Annotated in this window: 10 protein-coding genes; 7 read left to right on the top strand and 3 right to left on the bottom strand. The window is 41.7% G+C overall.

The genetic code is table 11. From position 1 onward, the window contains the following. Positions 1 to 114 precede the first annotated feature (114 nt). The gene (locus tag MIC7113_RS19475; protein WP_015183886.1) at positions 115 to 1,425 is read left to right on the top strand and encodes a tetratricopeptide repeat protein; all 1,311 of its coding nucleotides are present in this window, start codon (positions 115 to 117) and stop codon (positions 1,423 to 1,425) included. Positions 1,426 to 1,671: 246 nt separating this feature from the next. On the opposite strand, the gene MIC7113_RS19470 is transcribed toward MIC7113_RS19475, so the two are convergent. Continuing rightward, positions 1,672 to 2,220: an Npun_F5560 family protein gene (locus MIC7113_RS19470; protein ID WP_015183885.1), complete on the bottom strand. Its 549-nt coding sequence runs from the start codon at positions 2,218 to 2,220 to the stop codon at positions 1,672 to 1,674. Between the two features lie 462 nt (positions 2,221 to 2,682). Here MIC7113_RS19470 and MIC7113_RS19465 point away from each other — a divergent pair, with 462 nt between their 5' ends. From MIC7113_RS19465 to MIC7113_RS19450, 4 genes are all read left to right on the top strand, one after another. Continuing rightward, on the top strand, positions 2,683 to 4,122 hold the full coding sequence (locus MIC7113_RS19465) for a phosphoglucomutase/phosphomannomutase family protein (RefSeq protein WP_015183884.1): 1,440 nt from the start codon (positions 2,683 to 2,685) through the stop codon (positions 4,120 to 4,122). Between the two features lie 59 nt (positions 4,123 to 4,181). Next, positions 4,182 to 4,436, top strand: a complete 255-nt coding sequence (locus MIC7113_RS19460) for a lipopolysaccharide assembly protein LapA domain-containing protein (RefSeq protein WP_015183883.1) — start codon at positions 4,182 to 4,184, stop codon at positions 4,434 to 4,436. Positions 4,437 to 4,907: 471 nt separating this feature from the next. Beyond that, entirely contained in the window at positions 4,908 to 10,361 is a 5,454-nt protein-coding gene (locus MIC7113_RS19455; RefSeq protein WP_015183882.1) for an AAA family ATPase, read from the top strand. Positions 10,362 to 10,729: 368 nt separating this feature from the next. Then, positions 10,730 to 16,552, top strand: a complete 5,823-nt coding sequence (locus MIC7113_RS19450; RefSeq protein ID WP_015183881.1) for a protein kinase domain-containing protein — start codon at positions 10,730 to 10,732, stop codon at positions 16,550 to 16,552. 89 nt (positions 16,553 to 16,641) lie between these two features. Here the strand turns inward: MIC7113_RS19450 and MIC7113_RS19445 are convergent, their stop codons facing one another. Both MIC7113_RS19445 and MIC7113_RS38700 read right to left on the bottom strand, forming a co-directional pair. Beyond that, positions 16,642 to 17,217, bottom strand: a complete 576-nt coding sequence (locus MIC7113_RS19445; RefSeq protein WP_041781036.1) for a thermonuclease family protein — start codon at positions 17,215 to 17,217, stop codon at positions 16,642 to 16,644. 185 nt (positions 17,218 to 17,402) lie between these two features. Further along, a complete protein-coding gene (locus tag MIC7113_RS38700; RefSeq protein WP_256374760.1) occupies positions 17,403 to 17,531 on the bottom strand; it encodes a hypothetical protein in 129 nt (42 codons plus the stop codon). Between the two features lie 307 nt (positions 17,532 to 17,838). Between MIC7113_RS38700 and MIC7113_RS19440 the strand changes: the two genes are divergently transcribed. Both MIC7113_RS19440 and MIC7113_RS19435 read left to right on the top strand, forming a co-directional pair. After that, on the top strand, positions 17,839 to 18,195 hold the full coding sequence (locus MIC7113_RS19440; RefSeq protein ID WP_015183877.1) for a hypothetical protein: 357 nt from the start codon (positions 17,839 to 17,841) through the stop codon (positions 18,193 to 18,195). 275 nt (positions 18,196 to 18,470) lie between these two features. Then, the gene (locus MIC7113_RS19435; RefSeq protein WP_172642248.1) at positions 18,471 to 20,081 is read left to right on the top strand and encodes a sensor domain-containing diguanylate cyclase; all 1,611 of its coding nucleotides are present in this window, start codon (positions 18,471 to 18,473) and stop codon (positions 20,079 to 20,081) included. Positions 20,082 to 20,101 lie beyond the last annotated feature (20 nt).

Here is a 20,101-nt window from a genome sequence, read left to right as displayed (position 1 = left end):
CGCACACCCCTTTCAAAAATTTTTATATCCAATTTAGATGCGCCGCAGCTTAGGAGAGGGTAAGTTATGATGATTACCTAAGGTAGGGCTTGCTGCTTACAGAATTTAGAAGCAATGGAGCAAGAATTTTATAACCAAGGCTTAGAAAAGGTACTTCAAGGAAACCTGGAAGGAGCGATTCAGGACTTTGATCATGCTTTGCAGATTAATCCTCACTTTACTGAAGCTTATTACAGACGGGGTGTGGTTCGTTTTGACTTAGGTGATCGACAAGGTGCGATCGAGGACTATACCCTGGCTTTGCAACTCAATTGTGAGAGTATTGAAAGTTATTTTGGGCGAGCTCTGGCTTGGTTGGCGCTAAGTGAGCCTCAAAAAGCTCTGGCGGATGTCAAGCATATCCTCAACCTTAAGCCTAACCATACTCCTGCTTATAGCCTTCAGGGAACAGCTTACCGTCAGTTGGGAGATACTCAAGCGGCGATCGCTAGTTTGAAGAATGCAGCACAACTTTATCTGGAGCAAAAGGATACTGTCAACTGCCGTCGGTGCTTAGAGAGTATCAGCCAAATGCAGGCAACTCAGAGACGTGCGGTGATGGTAACGGAGATTGCCAATTTCTTGGAGTCAGCGCTCAGTAAAATCAAGCAAGGGCAGTACCGAGCCGCACTCGAAGATTTAAACTGGTTGCTCCAGGTTGAGCCTCGTCATGCTCAAGCGCTGTGTTATCGAGGGATAGTTTATTCTAAACTGGGTCATTATCAGGAAGCGATGCGAGACCTGGCTCAAGCGCTGCAATTGAATCCCCAAGATGCTCAAGTGCTTAACCAGCGGGGACTTGTTCGCCTGGAATTGGGAGATTATCGGGGCGCGATTGAGGATTTTAGCCAGTTAATCCAAAGCAATCCGCACAATATTGAGGCGTATATTAACCGAGGTCATGCCTATCGCAAGTACAAGGATTTTAGCCAAGCGATCGCGGATTATTCAACAGCCCTCAGCCTTAAACCCGATCATGCTGAATTATATTGCCATCGGGCGGCTGTAAGATCCGATTTAACCGATTACCAGGGAGCCGTTGATGATTATCAAAGCGCTGCCAATATTTATTTGGATCAACACGATTGGGCGAGTTATCAACAAATCTTGGACAAGATTAAGCGTGAAGAAGCACGAGTCCGCTCTACTAGCTCCAGACGAGCTGCTTCATCGGGTCCGGACGTAATATTTAGTTATCAAGAAAAACCCGTTTGGTCAAATACTAAATCGACTCGCGAATTACAAAACCGACTCCTCACCCTAGTAGGAGGGTATTGGGGTGTCGCCGAACGACTGATTGAACTGGCGAGGCGCAAAAATCCGGGTATGCCGGAGAATTGGTATTTGGAGAAGGTGATTTTTGATTTAGAACGCGATCGCTTTTGATTGGTTCTCCATCCGGCTGGAATCTAAAGTCTTATTTTTCACAAAAAAGCATTTTTGTCAATCTCACCATTGGCTGACCTGTTAAGCCCTACCGGACGCCTGTACATGCCATCGGCGCTCACTTCTTACGGCGATCGCAAACTTGACAAAAAAGGGGCAGAGTGGGTCTAAATACACCCGGATCTCCCCCTTCCATGCGATCGCTTCGGCCTCAACTCTCACTGAGCGGCGACAATCATTAGACTCCTAAATACTGCCAAAGGTAGGAATCGGGCCACCGCTTGGGCGCGAGAACGATGGTAAATCGACCCGTGTAGTGTTACGGCTTCTCACGGCAAGGCGATAGCTCACACTTTGTAACTCCGCGTGGAGCTGGCGATTTTCCCGTTGCAACATGGCTACTTTCTCCCGTACCGGCACCATGCGCTCGGCAAATTTCTGGCGGTAAATCTTGGGCAGTTCTTGTACCACCTGTTCTAACATGCGGGATCGCTCGGTTAACTCCTGTACCGATTGCCGCAGTTGATAAATTTCATCATCACGGGTGGTAATCTGGTCTTGGTAGAACGTCACCTGCTGCTCAACATCTTGTAGCTGTTCGCGTAAGACACGCATCTGCGCCTGGTGACGCTCTGAAACCTCCGCCGGAGGAGTGAAGTTAGCGTTGCCCTTGACAAGACGAAATAATTCTTGAGACAGCTGCTGCACAAGCTGGTCTCTCAGTTGCAACTCTTCTCGCAGACGAGAAACTTCAGCTTGAACCGCATGTAGGGTTGGGGTTTCAGTCTGGATCACGATGGCTTACGGCTCCGATAATAGGGTACTCCCAGTAGCTTAAGCGAACGGGCGGGGTCGCTGGGGCTATGCAGGCTTACGTAGTAAGGGACGATTACAGGAGAGAAGTGATACAGCCTAGCATACCGTCAGACATGGGGTGCATCAAACTCCTGATGCAGCTAATTTACCATTTGCATTGAGTAAATGGCACGGTATATGGGCTTTTTTTTGATGATTCTGATCAATTTTGGTGGTGGAGTTGGGGAGAGGGGGAGTGGGGGAGTGGGGGAGTGGGGGAGTGGGGGAGCATTCTAGAGATAAACTCTCCTCACCCTTTTTTAAAGCGTGTACATTTGGGATGCTCCCAAGAGAAGGCGGGAAATTTTCTGGATTTGGCAATTTAATAACAGACTGAGCCGTATCCTCATAACTCGATCGCCTTCGATTAAGATTGAGTTGAATTTAGAGAAAGTAGCCGAAATGAGTGCAGCAAGTAGCGACAAAAAAATCAAGTTTGGCACCGATGGCTGGCGCGGGATCATCGCGGATGACTTTACCTTCTCAAATGTGTGTAAGGTAACCCGGGCGATCGCAAGTTATCTAGAAACAGCCTATTCCAAAGACCGACCGGTTTTAGTGGCTTATGATACCCGCTTTCTGGCTGACCAGTTTGCTCAGACTGCCGCTGAAGTTCTGGCAGACTTAGGTTGGACGGTGAAAATTGTGGATCGGGATTGCCCAACGCCGGTTATCGCCTACAATGCCCGTCTGCTGAACTCGGCTGGGGCATTGATGTTTACTGCGAGTCATAACCCTGCACCTTATTGCGGCATTAAGTACATTCCGGATTATGCCGGCCCTGCGACGCCCGAAATTACGGATACGATTGTTGCCAATATTGAAGGGGCTGATGATGCCCCGCCGACGGGTAAGAACAGCCAACAGATCTCGACGTTTGACCCCAAACCCGATTATTTACAGTTTATTTATACCCTGCTGGATGTCGAGCGGATTCGCAGTGCTCAGCTTAAGGTGAAGTACGACGCCCTCTACTCCACCTCTCGCGGTTATTTGGATACGGTTCTAGAGCATTGTGGATGTCAAACGGAGTCTTTCCATACCACTCGTGATGTGTTGTTTGGGGGGGGGATGCCGGAACCCAAGGGCGAACAGTTGGTGGAACTGGTTGAGGCGGTTACCAGTGATAAAGCCGATTTGGGTCTAGCGACCGATGGGGATAGCGATCGCTTTGGTATTGTGGATGAACAGGGAAATGTTCTCACGCCCAATACGGTGCTGCTGTTGCTGGCGCGTCACTTGATTAAAAATAAAGGCAAGACGGGTGCCATTGTCCGGACGGTTGCCACCACCCACCTGCTGGATAATTTTGCGGCTAAGTATGGCTTGCAAATTTATGAGACAGCCGTTGGCTTCAAGTACATCGGTGAGAAAATGCGCGAAACGGAAGTCCTGATTGGGGGCGAGGAATCCGGTGGATTGAGCATTATTGGGCATATCCCGGAAAAAGATGGGATTTTGGCTGATATGCTGGTGGCTGAAGCGATCGCCTATGAAGGGAAACCGTTGAGTCAGCTCGTGGAAGAAGCGATCGCAGAAGCCGATGGCCCTCTCTACAACAAGCGTCTCGACTTACACTTAGAGGATGACCATAAGGTCGCCGTTCTAGATTCCTTCACTAAAAATCCCCCCGGTGACATTGCCGGAATCAAAGTGAAGGAAATTGGTCGTAAAGACGGCATCAAACTCTATTTAGAAGACGGCAGTTGGGTGTTGTTGCGCCCATCGGGAACTGAACCCTTGATGCGTGTTTATATGGAGACGAATTCTCCCGAAAAACAAGCTCAGATTGCTGAAATTATGGAGTTGATGATTAACCGACTTGAACCTGTAGAAGCTTAACCTACCTACACCCAGATAAACGTGGATGATTGCATCTGCGTTTATCTGTGATTTTAATCATGAAAACGATTGCTAATTTACTGACTTCCATTATCCTAGCGGCTTGGATTGCGGCGATCGCGATTCTTTCTATCCAAAATATCAGGCTGATATCCCTAAAGTTCCTTGTGTTTCAAACCATAGAAATGCCTCTAGGCATTATCCTGGCTTTTAGTGTGGGGATTGGGGCGATTGCTGGAGCAATTGCGCCTGTATTATGGCAACTTGCTAATGGGCAACGGGAGAGATATTACGAAGAAGACGAGGATTTCTAATTCCACGGGATGTGGGAGTAGGGAAAAATTCAAAACGAATATAACTTACAAATTGTTACAGTTACAGTCTAGAGCGTAGGCTAATAGGCTGATTAAGCCCTCAATCTCCTTGGTAAATCCCAGCTCTGTGGGGCGTTAATAGGCTGAAAGTCTTGTATCATCAGGATTTAAGAAAAAATATAACTTCCTGCACTATTTAACGCTGCTCCTTGTTGCATAAAGGGCAACAAAAACAGTGATAAGTATTATATATCGGTAGCAAAACTTAACTTTTGCCGAGACTCCATGAAGACGAGTCCATCACTATAAATGAGATAAGTCTGTTTCTTTATCTATACTCCCGATTATCAGGTTAGGCATCATGGCGGCATCGCCGCCACCTCTTGGTGAAAATCTATTTCCCCTGCTGTCTCTGCCCATTCTCAAAAGAGGTTGGCAAGATTTCACAATTGAACAATCAAGAGCTGAAAGATGATTAAATTTCCTGGTCTTACAGTTATTACACAAATTCATGAAAGTGCTAATTCCTTAGTTTATCGAGGAATAAGGCAATTTGATCAGCAACCGATTATCTTGAAACTGCTTAAAGAAGACTATCCTACCCCCAGCCAACTGATTCACTACCGACAAGAGTATGAAATTCTGCGGAAACTCGACCTAGAGGGGGTAGTGAAAGTCTACAACTTACAGAACTATCAAAATACCCTTGTCATACTGTTAGAGGATTTTGGCGGAGAATCCTTGAAGAGATGGCTTGGTGAAAAATCTTTCTCTTTATCAGAATTTCTGCCCATTGCCCTGCAAATTACTCAAAGTTTAGGACAAGTTCATCATCACAATATTATTCATAAAGATATTAATCCCTCGAATCTCGTTTTTAACCCTCAAACCGGACAAGTTAAACTGATTGATTTTGGCATTTCTACGGTTTTAGCACGGGAAAACCCCAGCCTCACCAGTCCTCAACTGTTAGAAGGAACCTTGGCTTATATTTCTCCGGAGCAAACCGGAAGGATGAACCGTTCCCTAGATTACCGCACGGATTTTTATTCCCTTGGAGTCACCTTTTATGAACTGCTGACTCATCAGCTTCCTTTCCAGACAGAGGAGGCTCTAGAGTTAGTCCATTGTCATATTGCGAAACAGCCTGTACCTCCCCATGTTCTTGAGCCAGATATCCCTAAAATAATTTCCGATATCGTGATGAAATTGATGGCGAAGACAGCAGAGGAACGCTATCAAAGTGCTTGGGGAATTCACAGGGATTTAGCCGAGTGTTGGCATCAATTACAACAGAGGGGAAAGATATCAACATTTATCCTGGCTAGTGCTGATATTTCTTCTCGGTTTCAGATTCCCCAAAAACTTTATGGTAGGGAGCGGGAAGTCGAAATTTTACTCCGAGCATTTGAGCGAGTTGCGACGGGGAGGGTGGATACAGAGGAAGAGAACTCTGAGCAGGTTATATCTCAAAATCCCAAGGGGAAATCTCACATTGAAATGATGCTAGTTGAGGGTTATTCCGGGATTGGTAAATCTGTCTTAGTCCAAGAGCTTTATCAACCGATAACTCAAAGGCGGGGTTATTTTATTCGAGGTAAATTTGAGCAGCTTCAGCGAAATGTTCCTTACAGTGCGGTAATTCAAGCCTTGACTGAATTAGTCCGACAACTGTTAGCAGAAAGTGAAGTTCAGCTTCAGCAATGGCGAGAAAAGTTATTACAGTCTCTCGGTTCTAATGGACAGGTGATTATTGATGTGATTCCTGAAGTTGAGCTGATTGTTGGTTTTCAATCACCCGTCCCCACTTTAGGTGCTACCGAATCTCAGAATCGCTTTAATTTAGTTTTTCAGAATTTCATTGCAGTTTTTGTCAGTCCATTACATCCTCTAGTGATATTTTTAGACGATTTGCAGTGGGCCGATAGACCATCTTTAAAACTCATGGAATTGCTGATGACTTCTTCAGAACCCGGACTCTTTTTAATTGGGGCCTATCGGGATAATGAAGTTAGCTCGGCTCATCCATTGAGGCTTACTCTTAAAGACATAAAAAATACTGGAACAATTGTTAATAAAATTTTTCTTAAGCCTTTAGACTTAATTACAGTAAATCAGCTAATTTCCGATACCCTCAACTGTAGCGGTAAGCGCACTCTGCCGCTAGCGGAACTAGTGCTGGCAAAAACTGAGGGTAATCCCTTCTTTGTAAATGAGTTTTTAAAATCTCTTTATGCAGAAAATTTACTTAATTTTATTCCCCCTCAGCCTACCCTTGAACGGGGAGAATGGCGATGGGATTTAGAACAAATTAAAGCACGGGGAATTACCGAAAATGTTGTCGAACTAATGGCAGCCAAGATTCAAAAGTTACCAGAATCCACGCAACAGGTGTTGAAGTTGGCTGCTTGTATAGGTAGTCGATTTGAGCTAAAAACCTTGGCAGTTGTCTCAGAAAAGTCGCCACAAGAAACAGCGGTGAACCTGCACTCTGCCGTTGTAGAAGGTCTAATCTTGCCTCTCAGTGATGCCTATGAGGTGATTGGAGACTGGGAAAGTTCAATGACCAATGACCAATTACCAATTACCGATTACCAATCACCAATCCCCGTTGAATATAAGTTTATCCATGATCGAATTCAGCAAGCTGTATATTCTCTGATTTCTGAAGATGTCGAGGTACGACATTGTCGTGCTCGTACACACCGACAAGTGGGCCAACTGCTTCTACAAAATATTCCAGCAAATCAGCGAGAAGAGAAAATCTTTGATATCGTTAATCAACTGAATTTAGGTATTGAACTGATTAGTGACCAATCAGAACGAGATGAACTCGCCAAATTAAACCTGATGGCTGGCAAAAAAGCCAAAGCTTCAATAGCCTATGAACCTGCATTTAAATACTTGATTTTTGGTATTGAACTTTTTAATCCTCCTCAATCTCCGCTAGACCAGTCTAGCTGGCAGAGGCAGTATAACTTGACACTCGAACTTTATGTAGAAGCCGCAGAAGCCGCCTACCTCAGCACAAACTTTGAGCAGATGGAGAAATTAGCTGAAGTGGTGTTGATGCAGGCTATAACACTGCTAGATAAAATTAAAATTTACGAAATTTTAATCCAATCTCTTATATCACAAAATCGATTATTGGAGGCTATAGATACAGGTATAAAAATTCTTAGACTTTTAGGATTACAGTTTCCAGAAAAACCTAAAATTTTGAATATTATATTTAGTCTTATTAGAATTAAATTAACTTTATTCAGAAAAAATATTAAGGATTTAATAGACCTACCTGACATGACTGATCCAATTGCTTTAGCCGCCATGCGCCTCATGTGGAGTATTAGTTATGCTGCCTATTTAGCTGTTCCTGAATTGATTCCGTTGCTGGCCTTTAAGATGGTCAATTTATCGATTAAATATGGCAATGCTTCTGAATCAGCCTCTGGGTATGCGGGTTATGGAACAATTCTATGTGGAATAATAGGAGCTATCGATTCTGGCTATCAATTGGGTCAACTGGCGCTCAGTTTGCTTGATAAGTTCAATGCCAAAAAGCTTAAGGCAAAAACATTTCTAGTCGTTAATGACCTGATTAGACATTGGAAAGAGCATCTTGGAGAAACCTTACCAGCTTTGATTGACTCCTTTGAAAGTGGAATAGAAACCGGAGATTTAGAGTTTGCAGCTTTATCCATCAATGCTTACGTTTACCATGCCTATTTTATTGGGAAGGAACTAGGTGAACTTGAACAAGAGATGGCAATCTATAGTGAGGTTATTGGTAAGCTTAAGCAAGAAACAACACTTTATTTACTAAAAATATGGCGGCAGACAGTTCTTACCTTATTAGGCCGGACTGAACATCAGTGCCGTTTAATCGGCGAAGTCTATGATGAAGAAAAAATGCTGTCTCTTCATCAAGAAGCGAATGATAGAACAGCAATCTTTATCTTATATTTCAACAAACTCGTTCTTTGCTATCTATTTACTGAATATCAAGAAGCTGTAAAAAATGCTGCCATAACCGAAAGATATTTGGATGGTGGCTTAGGAGTGGTAACAGTTCCTCTTTTCCATTTTTACGATTCTTTAGCGCTGTTGGCTATTTATCCTTCCAGCAAAACGTCTGTACAAAAGCGCATCTTACGGAAAGTGAGAGCTAACCAGAAAAAAATGAAGAAATGGGCGCACTATGCACCAGCAAATTTTCTGCATAAATTTTACCTTGTGGAGGCAGAACGCTGTAGGGTTATAGGCCAAGAGACTAAAGCAATAGAATGGTATGATTACTCTATAGCAGGTGCCGAAGAAAATGGCTATATCCAAGAAAAAGCTTTGGCTTATGAATTAGCCGCCCAGTATTATATATCCAAAGGCAAAGACGTTATTAGCAAAGCCTATATGCAGGAGGCACGTTATTGCTATCTTAAATGGGGAGCTACTCGCAAGGTAAGGCATTTAGAGGAAACGTATCCTCAGTTACTGGCGGCAACCAAATCCGGAATTAAAAACGGTAAATTTATCTCAAAATCGACTAACCAGAGTTCGGGTGAGGCGTTGGATTTAGCCACAATCATGAAGGCAACACAAGCAATTTCGGGTGAAATTGTATTGGATAAGTTGCTAGAAAGCTTGATGAAGATTTTGATTGAAAATGCAGGGGCACAAAAGGGGTTTCTAATTTTGGAAAGCAAGGGTAAACTGCGAATCGAAGCTTCTGGACAGGTGGATTCTGAAAAAGTTACCGTTTTGCAATCCATCCCTATTGAATCTGTAGAAGAATATAATCAGACGCCTCTCCTTTCATCCACTCTGATTAATTATGTTGTCCGAACACAAGAAAGTGTTGTATTAAATGATGCTACCCGTGAGGGTCAATTTATTAATGATTCCTATATCAAAACTCATCAAGCCAAATCAGTTCTCTGTACGCCGTTGATGAATCAGGGGAAGCTCAGTGGAATTGTTTATCTAGAAAATAATCTAACCACAGGTGCTTTTACCCCAAAGCGAATAGAGATGTTAAGTATACTGTCAGCTCAAGCCGCAATTTCTATTGAAAATGCCCGTCTCTACAGCAATATGGCAGCACTCAATACAGCTTACGAGCGCTTTGTCCCTCGTCAATTTTTACAATTTTTAGACAAAAAAAGCATTATTGATGTACAACTAGGCGACCAAATTCAGCAAGAAATGTCAGTGCTATTTTCCGATATTCGTGACTTCACTACTTTATCGGAAAGTATGACTCCCCAAGATAATTTTAAATTTATTAATAGCTATTTGTCTCGTATGGAACCCGCGATTCGAGAAAATCAAGGGTTTATTGATAAATACATTGGAGATGCAATTATGGCACTGTTTAGTGGTGCGGCGGATAATGCACTAAAAGCGGGAATTGCCATGCTGCATCGCCTCACTGAATATAATCAAAACCGCATGAAATCGGGCTATGAGCCGATTCAAATTGGGATTGGTATCCATACAGGTTCTTTAATGTTGGGAACTGTGGGAGGCTATAACCGGATGGATGGCACAGTCATTAGTGATGCAGTAAACTTAGCTTCCCGTGTAGAAAGCCTGACCAAAATATATGGTATACCGTTATTAATTACTCATCAAACTTTTTTGCGTTTGAGCAATCCATCTGATTATAAAATTCGCAAAATAGACGAAGTTAAAGTTAAGGGTAAGTCTGAATTAGTCACAGTCTATGAAGTATTTGATGCAGATTTGTCTGAAATCCAAGAAGCTAAGTTAGCAACTCTAGAACTATTTAAAGAAGCGTTGTTTCACAATCATTCCCAAAACTGGAAAGAAGCCGAAAAACTTCTTTTGGAATGTTTACGCCTCAATCCCAATGATAAGGTTGCTCAATTTTATCAACAATGCTGTAGAGAACGGAATTCAATGATTTAGCTCAAGAAAATGGATTGAGCGCGATCGCTTTTTTTCGATTATATTCTGGACTATACCAGGAAAGTCATGCCAGAGCTGTAGATTGAATGGACGGATAAAAACAATCCCCTCACCTTTGGCGTTACACCAGCCTGTACTTGCATTCAGGTGCAAGGTTAAACTGTCCTATAGTCAGCCCAGAAGGAGGTAGATTTCAGGAGGAATTTAGAAAACAACTAGTTTTGGTACAGGTATAGCGCCACAGGGGAAGCACTGAACCCAAGACTTTGGGAGCAGATGGCTAGGCGTAGTTTCAGTGATGCTAATTCCGTCAACCTCAACAGCAAATAGGTTGGTAAGGTTTCACCATCTAAAAATCTTAGCCGAACATGAATCGTATTACTGTCGATATTACAGGTATTACATTTAAATCACAAATTTATGAAAGTGTCAACTCATTGGTTTATCGAGGGTTCCGAGAATCGGATGGGCAACCGATTATCTTGAAAATGCTCAAACAAGATTATCCCACGCCTGACGACCTGAGCCGCTATCAACGGGAATATGAAATCACTCGTCAGCTCAACCTAGAGGGGGTAGTGAAAGTCTACGACTTACAAAACTATCAAAATACCCTTGTCATACTGTTAGAGGATTTTGGCGGGGAATCCTTGAAGAGATGGCTCTCTCAAAAACCCTTCTCCTTATCAGAATTTCTACCCATTGCCCTGCAAATTACTCAAAGTTTAGGACAAGTTCATCATCACAATATTATTCATAAAGATATTAATCCCTCGAATCTCGTTTTTAACCCTCAAACCGGACAAGTTAAACTGATTGATTTTGGCATTTCTACGGTTTTAGCACGGGAAAACCCCAGCCTCACCAGTCCTCAACTGTTAGAAGGAACCTTGGCTTATATTTCTCCGGAGCAAACCGGAAGAATGAACCGTTCCCTAGATTACCGCACGGATTTTTATTCCCTTGGAGTCACCTTTTATGAACTATTGACTCATCAGCTTCCTTTCCAGACAGAGGAGGCTCTAGAGTTAGTCCATTGTCATATTGCGAAACAGCCTGTACCTCCCCATGTTCTTGAGCCAGATATCCCTAAAATAATTTCCGATATCGTGATGAAATTGATGGCGAAGACAGCAGAGGAACGCTATCAAAGTGCTTGGGGAATTCACAGGGATTTAGCCGAGTGTTGGCATCAATTACAACACACAGGAAAGATATCAACTTTTCTGCTCGCGAGTGCTGATATTTCTTCTCGGTTTCAGATTCCTCAAAAACTTTATGGTCGAGAACGAGAAGTTGAAGTTTTACTGAGAGCTTTTGAGCGAGTTGCGACTGGGGAAATCGAGGTAGAAAAAGAGAAATCTGAAGCTTTGGTTTCTCAAGTGTCCCCGGAAAAATCTCATATTGAAATGATGCTAGTCGCGGGTTATTCCGGGATTGGTAAATCCGTATTAGTCCAAGAATTGTATAAACCGATAACTCAAAAACGGGGTTATTTCATCCGAGGTAAATTTGACCCGTTTCAGCGGGATGTTCCCTACAGCGCAGTAATTCAATCCTTGACTGAATTAGTCCGCCAAGTGTTAACAGAAAGTGAAGCTGAGCTTCAGCAATGGCGAGACAAGTTATTACAAGCTTTTGGTGCTAATGGACAGGTAATTATTGATGTGATTCCTGAGGTTGAACTGATTGTTGGTTCTCAATCACCCGTCCCCACTTTAGGTGCTACTGAGTCACAGAATCGTTTTAATTTAGTTTTTCAAAACTTTATTAAAGTTTTTGGTTCCAAAAAGCATCCTTTAGTTATATTTATCGATGATCTCCAGTGGGCTGATTCCGCAACACTAAAGTTGATCAAACTGATGATGACAGAAGGGGTAACAGGCACAACAGGGGAGATGCCCACTTTTAAAAAATCACAACACTTATTTTTTATTGGAGCGTATCGAGATAATGAAGTCAATTCTATCCATCCCTTAGCGATCGCTCTTGAAGAAATGCGTCAACAAGGAGCGATTATCAACCAAATTACCTTAGCACCTTTAGAACTCAAACATATTACCGACCTGATTGCCGACACGTTACACAGCGACCTTAGCTCGGTAAAATCATTAGCGGAACTAGTACTTCGGAAAACTGGCGGCAATCCTTTTTTTAGCAATGAATTTCTGAAAACATTGTACGCAGAAAACTTAATCAGGTTTAACTTACCTGCTACTTCAGAATTTGAGTCTAACATTAATCATCCTCAAAATTCACCATGGAGTTGGGATATTGAACAAATTCAGGCAATTAGTATCACGGATAATGTACTTGAATTAATGCTTGGCAAGTTAAAAAAGTTGCCTGAATTTACACAGCAAGTTTTACGATTAGCAGCTTGTGTAGGTTTTGAATTTGACTTGAAGACCCTTTCTATTATTTGTGAAAAATCAACTTTACAAGTTTCTTTTGAACTCATTCCAGCTATTCAATCCGAATTAATTCTAGCTATATCACAGTTGGATTCTCAACTTTTGATTCAAAAATATAAGTTTTCCCATGACCGAATACAACAAGCCGCCTATGCTTTAATTAATGAAGAAGATAAAAAAATCATACATTTACAAATTGGCCGCCTGCTATTGCAAAATGCTGCGCCAGATGGTTTATCAGAGAAGATATTTAAAATCGTCGATCATTTCAATATGGGTATTGAGATGATTACCAAGCCAGAAGAGCGAGATAAAATCGCTAAATTAAATTTAAGGGCAGGCCAAAGAGCCAAAGCAGCGACAGCTTATGGAGTAGCAATCAAGTATCTGAATGCAGGATTCAAACTATTGCCAGACAATAGCTGGGAAACCCAGTATGAATTAGCACTCGATTTGCACATTGAAGCTGTAGAAGTTGAATATTTGAACACGAATTATGAACGCTCTGCAATGCTTTCTGCTGTTGTGAAGCACCAGGCTAAGACATTGTTAGAAAAAGTCAGAGTTTATGAAATTGAAATCCAGTCTGAGATTTCGCAAAATAAACTCCAAGAAGCGTTACAGACCGGATTACAAGTTATAAAAATGCTAGGAGTTTCCTTACCTCATCATCCGAACAAGCTAAATTTTTGGTCAGCACAGTTTTGGACAAAATTACAACTTCTGGGTAAGCCAATTGCAGATTTAAAGACTTTACCATTTTTAATAGATTCCCATAAAATAGCTGCAATGCGAATTTTAATGAATCTTGCTGCTCCTGCTTATAACGTGAATCCAGCTTTGCTACCTCTGGTTGCCTTAAAGATGGTGAATTTATGTATTGAATATGGTAACTCGCCGTGGGCAGCTTATGCTTATGGTCTTTATGGATTAATGCTGTGTAATTCTCCAAAAACTCTGGATTCTGGCTATCGATTCGGTCAACTTTCCTTAAGAATCTTAGAACAATTTGATGCCAGAGAACTTAAAAGTAAAGTTTTCCAGGTTTTTAACTCCCATGTCAGATTTTGGAAAGAGCCTCTCAGGGAAACAATCATTCCTTTGCAAGAAACGGTTCAAGCCGGACTAGAAACTGGAGAGGTAGAATATGCGGGTTATGCATCCGCCGAATATTGCATCCACCTATTTTTTAGTGGAGAAAATTTAGAATTTTTGGAACAAAAATTTAGTCAGTATGGTGACCTAATTGAAAAAATTAATCAGGATTTCTCTTCTCATTATATCAATATATGGAGACAGCTCGGATTAAAGCTACTTGACCCCAACCTGGAACAATACAGTTTGATTGGTGAATGTTTTAATGAAACTGAAATGTTACCAATTTTCAGGCGAGATAATACAGTTTTATTTATTTTCTCTGTATATTTAGCTAAAACTTTACTTTGTTATTTATTTAAAAATAAAGATGAAGCTCTAGAGAATGCTAGATTAGCTGAAAGATACAAAGAAGGGAGTGTTGGATTATTTAAATATAGCGTACACAATTTTTATTATTCTTTAGTCTTGTTATCTCACTATCCTCAGTTTACCAAAAAAGAACAAAGAAAAGGAATTCAGCTCGTATCAACCAATCAAAAACTAATGAAACATTGGGCAAAACATGCTCCATGTAACTTCCAGCATAAATACGAACTGGTAGAAGCGGAAAAAGCAAAAGTGCTTGGGAAAAAATGGCAAGCCGCAGAGCTTTATAAACAAGCAATTCAAAGCGCTCGAAAGAACGGGTACATTCAAGAAGAAGCCTTAGCTTATGAGTTAGCAGCAGAGTTTTATTTAGACTGTGGGATGGAGGAAATTGCTCAAACTTATATGACTAAAGCTTACTATGGGTACAGTTGTTGGCAAGCTTTAGCGAAAGTTAAGGACTTAGAAAAAAGATACCCTCAGTTAATCAGTAAATCAGTAATAGCTAATCGGCGGAAAAACACTATTACAAAAACGACAAGTATTTCAACGAGTAGCAGATCCATCGAATCTTTGGATTTGGCTTCTGTTATGAAAGCCTCTCAAGCTATTTCCGGTGAAATTATACTAGATAAATTACTTGCTTCCTTAATGAAAATACTCATCGAAAATGCTGGTGCTCAAAAAGGATTATTGATACTAGAAACTGAAGGTAAACGATTAATTGAAGCCTCTGGTGATGTAGGTCTTAATCAAGTGACTGTGTTGCAGTCACTTCCCGTTGAAAACAGTGTGATGGTTTCATCGACTATTATCAATTATGTTGCCAGAACTCAAGAAAGCGTACTTCTAAATGATGCCACCCATGAGGGCCAATTTACTCTCGATCCCTATATCAAAGCGCATCAGCCTAAATCGATTTTGTGTGTACCTCTGATTAACCAAGGGAAACTTATCAGTATTGTTTATTTAGAAAATAACCTCACCACAGGTGCTTTTACTCCAGAACGATTGGCACTATTAAAACTCTTATCGTCTCAAGCTGCTATTTCGATCGAAAATGCCAAACTGTATACAGAGGTACGAGCCAGTGAAAGTCGGTTGAACCAATTTCTAGAAGGTGTACCCGTGGGTGTAGCCGTGTTCGATACCACTGGCAAACCCTGCTACTCTAATCGGATCACTTATCAGTTATTTGGTAAAGGTGTTATCCCGGAAACTACAATAGAAGAGATCTCCAAAATTCATCACGTTTATAAAGCAGGAACCGCTCAAGAATACCCTACAGAAAAATTACCTGCTGTAAGAGCCTTAAAAGGTGAGAGTGTGAGAATTAATGATATAGAAATTCATCGAGAAGATAAAATTATTCCTATAGAAACTTGGGGTACCCCAATCTATGATGAGAAAGGGAATATTGCTTATGCAATTGTCGCCTTACAAGATATTACCGAGCGGAAAAAAGCTGAAATAGAACGGGAAAAGTTTACAGCTAAGCTGTTTCAACTCAATCAATCTTTTTCCCGTTTTGTGCCTCGTCAATTTCTCCAATTGTTAGATAAAGAAAGTATTATTGATGTCCAGTTAGGGGATGCCGTACAGCAGGAAATGTCGGTATTGTTTTCTGATATTCGTGACTTCACGACTCTGTCAGAAAGGATGACTCCTCAAGATAATTTTAAATTTATTAATGCTTATCTCTCTCGCATGGAACCCGCCATTATTGAGCATCAAGGATTTATTGATAAATACATTGGCGATGCAATTATGGCGCTGTTTAGCGGTGAGGCAGATAATGCACTCAAAGCGGGAATTTCTATGCTACACCGCCTTACGGAATATAATCAACAACGAATGAAATCGGGTTATATGCCGATCCAAATTGGAATTGGCATCAATACAGGTTCTTTAATGCTAGGAACGGTGGGAGGATACAATCGGATGGATGGTACGGTGATTAGTGATGCCGTGAATTTAGCCTCGCGTGTGGAAAATCTAACAAAAAATTATGGGGTATCGTTGTTAATTACTCACCAAACTTTTTTACAATTGAACGAACCTGTCTATGCTATTCGTCCTATTGATCGCGTTAAAGTTAAGGGAAAATCAGAAGTGGTAGCTGTTTATGAAGTCTTTGACGCTGATCCACCAGAAGTAAGAGAAGGAAAGCTAACTACTTTCCAAATATTTATAGAAGCCTTGCATAACTATAATTCCCGTCACTTCAGGAAAGCTAAACAATTGTTTTCTGAGTGTTTACGCCTAAACCCAAGAGATAAGGTAGCTCAAATTTATCAACAACGTTGTCAATGAATATCGATGCAGCATGAGCCTCAATTCGGGTACAGTGGTCAGTCTGAACGTTAAAATTTTTAATCTTATAACTTTCAACCTTCAACCTCTTACTTATTGTTGCGCCGCCACTCCCAAGCAGAGACATATTTTTTATCACTCCAAACTCCCACACGTCGCTTCTTAGCATCGGCTTCTGCCGCATCTATAATGGCTGCACTGGGGCAGTTTTTTAAGTATGGTCGATAGACTTGCGCGAGTCCTTCAGTTACTAAAACCTGCTGAATAAAAGTGCCATCGGTGAGACGAACTTCACTGATTTTACGTCCATATTGGTCTGTATCCGTGACCGTCAATTTGACGCGATCGCCACCTTGTTTGACCAACTGTTGCACTCGCTGCTGAGCTTTTTCTCCCCACTTAAATTGGCTTTTATCCACCAATTTTCTGCTTTTCCTCTCCTCTACCTTATGAGGAACTTCCGGTGCATCTACACAGGCGAAGCGCACACTGATGTTTTTGCCAGAGGAGTCGGTGACGGTGATTGTGTCTCCATCAGACACTCGTTTTACGGGATAGCTACTTCCTCCCAATAAGTTCTGAAGAGCTTCGCATCCTCCTAAAGTAATAATTAGGATAGTGGCGCTCAGCCATAGAAAAGATTTGGGTATCAGTCGAAAGGACATTATGGTTTGGAGGGGTCGAAAATTATTCACTCGCTGGATGCAGTTGTTGGAAATGGGTTCGCTAATCTTCATCGTACTGTGATAGCCGTTCATCCTCCTAGTTCAGACTCGACCCCAATCCATCCTCTATGCCGTTCCCCAATCTTGTCTGGACAACCCTGCCATACCTGTACCGGGTTAGCGATTTACGAGTAAATCCTGAGCATTTTTGATGCTTTGTCGGAGTATTCCTCAGGCGTGGATGGCAACGTAGCACCGATTCTCACCCTAGCTTGAAGAGAGAGTTTTGCGATCGTCCCTTGTATCAGTGCCATTCGTCTTACCTGACGAATTCAATGCCATTTATTTAAAAGTGTCCTCATAATTTTTAATTTAAAAATTTGTAAATTTATCAATGTATTACTTTCTACGTAAGAGATAATTAAACGAGATAAAGTTAACGTTAAAAGCCTTTACAAGCTTTAACAAGATTAGGGCGTGAAGGTCTTTAGATCTGGCACTTAATGAACCAAAAGCTTGCAGGACTTGAGCCTGCCTTTTAGTTTTTTTTAATACCATTTATTGACCTAAGAAAAATCCTTGGTTTTCAAGAATTCACATCCTTCCTAAATGGAGGCAGCAATGTCAAAAATAATTGATGATCGTATGTTGTCGGTGATTGATGAACTTCTAAACCAACTATTAGAAACTTATCCGGATTATCCCTATCAAAAAGCCTTGCATAATCCAGAACTCCGCCGTCATTTGAACACTCGTGTCCTGAGCCAGTTATCGAATTGGCATCCTAGTGGAGAGCAAAAAGAAAAAGCAGCCAGTAGCTCTGATCATTTGCAACTGTCTCTAGAGGACAAGATACATATTCAAAATCTAATCCGTCAGGAAATCGCTTATATCATCCAGCAAAAATCTGAATGTGTCAGTCGAACCACAACTGAAGAAGTTGACTCTTGCTCTACGCCTTCCCACTGGTTTGGCTAAGGGCAGGTAATGTCTTACACTTTACTGAGCAAGTTTGACCGAAGCGTAAGGAATTGAATTGACTCATAGACGTTGAGTTCAATTCAATCAAAATTCCCGCCCCCTCATCAGAAATGAATCGCGAGGGGGATGTTTTCTTTTTGGCTTTGATTATGAGGATTTAGATAGCTATAAAAAAAGCATTGGAGAAGATTTAAGCTTTACCGAACGAACAAATGGGAAAATATACTGAACTGCACCTATCATCAAAATTAAGCTGTTCTAAAAAAACTCAAATGATGAGTATTCAGGAAAAATTTTGCCCAGTTGAAGCCAAGCTACGGGAATCCGAAAAACTCCACCGACTCATTTTGAATAATCTTTCTGATACGGTTCTGATTACCGATGAGACTGGGGCATTTACTTATATTTGCCCCAATATAAAATGTATTTTTGGTTATTCTTCCCAGGAAGCCCAAGAATTAGGGAATATTACCAATCTGTTAGGAAATGATTTTTTTGAGATTGATAAATTCAATAACTCCAGAGAAATCTGTAATCTTGAATGGACGATTAGGGATAAAGCTGGTAGAAGCCACACGATCCTAATTAACGTGAAACGTGTAGAAATTCAGGGCGGAACCCGACTTTATAGCTGCCGTGACATTACAGACCGCAAAATTGTACAGGAGGCTCTACGTCAATCTCATGAAGAATTAGGAAAACGAGTGCAAGAGAGAACGGTTCAATTGTGTGAATCAAATGCACTGTTAAGAGAAGAATTAATTGAGCGCAGGCGAGCCGAAGCAGCACTGCGCCGGAGTGAAGACGAATTGCAACAAGCTAACGAGAAGCTGATTCGTTGGGTGGACGAACTAGAACAACGCAATCAAGAGATGGCGCGGTTGGGCAAAATGAGTGATTTTTTACAAACTTGCGTGACCGTTGAAGATGCCTACAGCGCCCTAGCCACCTTAGTACAGCCAATCTTTTTGGGTAGTTCGGGCGGAGTATTTGTGCTGGATACAACCCAAAATCAGCTAGAGGCGGTAGCAACTTGGGGTCTCGATCTCAAAAGTAAAATTGAGTTTTCTTTAAAAGAATGTTGGGCACTACGACGGCGTCGCTCTCGTTTTGTGCAGCATACTCATTCTAAATTACAGTGCCAACATATTCAGGCTGATCCTGCTCCCAATGAATCCCTTTGTGTCCCGATGATGACAGAAGGAAAAGTGTTGGGTCTACTCTATTTAAGTTCACCAGAGCCAGGGCGCTTAACGAATACAAAACAAAAATTAGCGGCTACGGTGGCAGAACATCTAACGCTGGCTATCAGTAATTTAAAACTCCGAGAAACTTTAAAACATGAGAGCATTCACGACCCCCTGACGGGTTTATTTAATCGACGTTACATGGAAGAATCCCTGAAACGCGAGATTTTCCGCGCTCATCGTCAGGAGCAATCTGTGGGTGTCATTATGATTGATATTGACCACTTTAAGCAATTTAACGACACCTTTGGGCATGATGCAGGGGATAAAGTTTTACGAGAATTAGCAAGTTTTTTGCAAATCAATATCCGGAATTCAGATATTGCTTGTCGCTATGGAGGTGAGGAATTACTTCTGATTTTGCCAGATGCCTCTTTAGCTGATACTCAGCACCGAGCTGAGCAACTTCGACAAGGAGTGAAGCAACTTCAGGTTGAGTATCATCATCAACTCCTGAATCGGATTACCATTTCCCTGGGGGTGGCGTGCTTTCCGGAGGAAGGTTTGACGGGTGAGGCTATCATCCAGGCAGCAGATATGGCTTTATATCACGCCAAAAAGTTGGGGCGCGATCGCGTGGCGGTTGCGTCTACCTCAGCTTTAGAATTAGAGGTTCATTCATGCTCCTCAGACTAAGAACTATCAGGTCAGATATC

The sequence above is a fragment of the Allocoleopsis franciscana PCC 7113 genome (assembly GCF_000317515.1).
GTDB lineage: Bacteria > Cyanobacteriota > Cyanobacteriia > Cyanobacteriales > Coleofasciculaceae > Allocoleopsis > Allocoleopsis franciscana.
The sequence above is the reverse complement of the archived record's forward strand: the minus strand, read 5'-3'. Positions and strand labels throughout refer to the sequence as shown.